Consider the following 4,291-nt stretch of genomic DNA (forward strand, 5'->3'; position numbering starts at 1 on the left):
AGATAATCAGGGAAAGAAGGGTTTTGTTACAGGAGTGCGTGTAACGCTCTGCAAGCGTTTCTGTCATATACCCTGTGGGGTGTTGCTGCCCTATATTAGATGAAGGCGTGTAGGTGGCATACAGCTCGTTTTAGATGGGGTATTGTAACAGGTTACGATGATATAGGAGTTTAGCTAGAATCTTGCCATACCCTTCACCTGTTAATGGCTTGTCTCGTAAGCCATACGGAGAATCCATTCCCGCATATTGTGCTCCTGAAAGATTCAGGCTGCGTTATCTAATCAAGCCTTGCAATTATGGCGGGGACATATGGTATCCCGGCTTTCTGGATTCGACGCATTCCTTACAGGCTCAAGCTTTTGTCGCCATACATAGCCATGTTCCCCAGCAAAAGATTTCATGCATCTAGCATCACTCAATCTCTTCTGGACATCTAACTAGCTGGGTCAACTACTCACTCTATGCGTTTCCGTCACGCTGATTATCTAACCATCTTTAGTTAATTTCTCCATCGAACAACATTCCGTCTTCATTTGCAAGAAGTTTTAGCATTAATTGCATTCAATACAGCCATAATAAATCTAAATATCCATTTGATTGATGTAATTACACCTATAAAAAACATCCACTCACAAAATCTAGGATGGTTTAAATAAAATATTAAAGCGTTCATGCGTATTTCTCCTTATTGCTCTGGAGGGTAGCAAGTTACATCTAGATGGGGCTAGATATTTGAAAACAATATAACCTGTTAGCTGTGATAATCACTGTGATAAAACTGGTATAAAAGTGAGATAGTGCGTTGCTCCTTCTGCGTGAAGAAGCGATGACCGGGAAGGCGGGCTTGTGCTAACGAGCCACTTACCTTAAGCTGGCGATATATCAGAAGATTGTTTTACCAAATGACTCGGGGTGCCCTTCCTTGTGAAGGCTGAGAAATACCCGTATTACCTGATCTGGATAATGCCAGCGTAGTCCTGGCGATTATCCAAGATATAAATCAAAGACTTATCTGCGATTTTCGAACCGTTTTGTTTAGCCGATCACATCGAGGCTCACGAAATGGGACACCAGACCATACGCCACACCATTAAACGTAACGGGGTTTATTACGTTCGTTTTCGCCTGCCTGATAATAAGTTTTTCCGTAAGTCGTTAGAGACTGACAGCCACACCCAGGCGCAGTTGCTCATGTCTTTTGCTTCTCCTGTAATTCCACTGGTTCAACGTGGAACCATCCAACCGGATCACTTCGGTAAGCGTCTTTCTGAGTATGGCAATAGCCTGAAGCAGCAGAATGAACAATGGCTGGCACAACAATTTCTCAGTGAAGAACGGCGCAATCTTCAGCCGATAGTTGTTCAGGAATACCGCGAGGTTGTTGCGCCTTCAGAAGATGAGGAAGAACAAACAGAAGCACAGTCAAAGGATGTGTTAACACTGGCTGGCGCGTGGAATATGTACAAAAAGGAGAAGGCTCAGAACTGGACGAAGGCAATTTCACAGGCCAATGAGCGCTTTATGGAAGTCATGTTCATTGTCCTTGGTGCATCAACAGATGTAATGACGATAACCAAGCAGGACATCAAGCAGGTGATGGAAGTTGTTGAAAACTTGCCTAAGCGTGTAGTGCAGCCTTATCGGTCAATGACGGTTCAGCAATTGATCGAGTGTGATGATGTGCCACCTGAAGATTTGGTTGGCGCTGAGTCTATCCACAAGCATTTAAAGATTTACAAATCGTTGTTCAAAACCTTCCTGACTGACAATAAAGATATTCTGGAGAAGTCTCCGACTGATGGAGTTGTCGCCGCACCGTCGAAAGCGAGGTTTGGAGCTTACAGTGCAGCAGAAATGAGAAAGTTTGTAAGGTGGGCGCTCAAGCAGCCTGATGGCTGGCAGAAATGGATCACCTTGTTGTTGGCGTACACGGGAGCCAGAAGAGGGGAGATCGCCAAGCTGGAGAAATCACAGATCAAATTTGATGAAGATAGCCAGCGGCACTATCTCCTGATCGCAGAAGGGGGGCAAGGCAAAACAGAGAATGCTACAAGGCAGGTAGTGATTCATCCCAAACTGATCGAGTGGGGTTTTCTTGATTTCGTTAATCGACAGTGGAAAGAGAAAATCTTCTCCCCTGTATCTGGCAAAAACATGCCGAAGATCGGCAAGGTCTTAGCAGATGTTCGAGATCAGCTTGGTATTCCGTACCTTGATGATTATGGACAACGCCGACTGGTACATTCATTCCGGCACACTATGATATCGACCTGTTTAGCTGGCTGGGTTGGCAACCTAGCGCACTTACAACAGACTGTAGGCCACGAGAAAAGCGGCTCAGGGATCACTAGACGCTACCTACACACGTTCCCTTTATTAACAATTTGTTATGTAATTGATGGCTTATCGTGGGAAGCATAATTAGTCCATCGAAGGGGCTGATTATGCCGTGGTGCTCACCGAGCCAGAGATGATCGGTACATGATAAGACAGATGTTAACTGACAAGAAAATGATGATACGCATTCGGCGATTTATGCTGGTATGCCCTACACGGCGCTAAATTGTTGTTATTGCTGTAGTCAATATGCGGGGGAAAAATCCCCCGCAGATGTGTTTTTAAGGTAGATATTTAAGAATATCAGCCGACCAACTTCGACGATGGATAACGCGGGCATGATGCAAGTTACCATCTAATATTTCAGCTTTTGTAAGCTGTGATAAGTTAGGCCAGTTGTTATCAAAGATATAAGTTGCATTATTACTCTGAGAACTTTCAAGTATGTAGGTGTTTTTACTGGAAAAACCAAATACTACGTAGCCTTGAAAACCAGCTCTTCCGACAGCAACAAGGTCAGGTTTTTTACTATTTACAAGTTCCAGCCTGCCTTCAACAACAGCGGCATTTCCCTTTCCTCTGATATTAATCGCTTTGAGAATCTGTGAACCGATAGCACTCCAAGGGTATTGGCCCTGTGGAAGAAGGTTCCAATTTAGTTTCAAAGACTTACTTGTGATGATGGTATCTAGCTTCTCGTCAACCACTTCGCACTTACCGAAAATCTCCAAAAATAGATTAATGCAGTGAGTTACCGAGGCTTTGTTCTCATCACGCAAAGTCAATTTAGGAGAAATGACCAGCTTTTCCCCTTTCAGGTTTTCGACAATTTTCAACTCGATGCTCGGAGGAGGGGTAAAAATCCTCTGATATCGCTGATACTCAATTTCACGTGTTTCCGTGGTCTCTTCAGTATGTCCTTTTCCGGCCCATTTCTTCCACGTCCATGAGACTTGACGATAAGCTGTTTCTTTTGGAAGTGTTTTATCAGGCACGGATTTGCCGTTGGCATTAAATCGAGATATTGCTCCAACGATATGAGGAAGAACCTCCTCACCAAGTGACTGACTGGAGGTGAACCCGATCAATTCACTCTTTTGCTGGCTCGGTAATGGATGAGCGATAAAAACACTTCTACCATCAAAAGGAGTAATGTAGTTATCAATGTTTCTAACACGTTTCTTCTGAATAAGCATTGGTCATACCTTTTCTGTATTAACTTAAGGTTTACACAACCAACCAAGCCGGGCACAATCAGACCGTCAAGAATGATGTCGAGGCTAACAATCGTTATGAGTTTGCAGACTCATGGTGGTCGTGCTTCATAGACCGGGTTCACATACGTGCGCCCGGTTTTTTTATGCATATAATCTGAGCATGAATACAATATGTAGTGCTTGAATAAAAAACTTACACTACATGGTGAGTATTCTAGTAAGTATTCTTTTCAGCACAAGGGTTGATTTTGACGTTAAATTGAGGTTGTGAAAGGGTAAAAATGCAAAACCCTACACAGCATAAGGCTTGGAAGACATGTCAATGATTAAGAAAAAAAAATCAAAATTTGATCGAGTGCTGATTTCTTCAACGGGAGGGCAGAATTGCGCAACATGATATCGCGCAATCTTTATAAGAATAATGAATGTTGCCAGTGGTTTTGATAGTTGCGAGCAACATATAGATGACATTTACGTGTGCGAAAGGATGTGTCTAAGAATGACCTCTACAGGCCATGCTCATGTAAAGACCTATAGCGGCTTCAATCCTTTTTAAATCTTAGCAACTTGCTAATGATGTGGCTGCTGAGAAAAAAAACCAGTATCCCCACAATGAAGGAAACTAATGTCTGTGCAGTCTTGTCCCCGTCTACCGAACTAAAGCGACGATCTACGAAAATGATAGTGCTCCAAGTTGTAATCAAAGGGATCACAATCATTAAGACCATCCTTAATG

2 protein-coding genes are annotated in these 4,291 nt (G+C 43.2%); one reads left to right on the top strand and one right to left on the bottom strand.

Going from position 1 to position 4,291, the window contains the following annotated elements:
- The first annotated feature begins 1,063 nt into the window (after positions 1 to 1,063).
- The gene (locus ACS603_RS23255) at positions 1,064 to 2,422 is read left to right on the top strand and encodes an integrase (protein WP_474944998.1); all 1,359 of its coding nucleotides are present in this window, start codon (positions 1,064 to 1,066) and stop codon (positions 2,420 to 2,422) included.
- A 197-nt stretch (positions 2,423 to 2,619) separates the two neighbouring features.
- Here the strand turns inward: ACS603_RS23255 and ACS603_RS23260 are convergent, their stop codons facing one another.
- Positions 2,620 to 3,534, bottom strand: coding sequence for a hypothetical protein (locus ACS603_RS23260; protein WP_148242232.1), 915 nt, complete (start codon positions 3,532 to 3,534; stop codon positions 2,620 to 2,622).
- Positions 3,535 to 4,291 lie beyond the last annotated feature (757 nt).

Source organism: Enterobacter sp. Li2LvB3 (genome assembly GCF_056156645.1).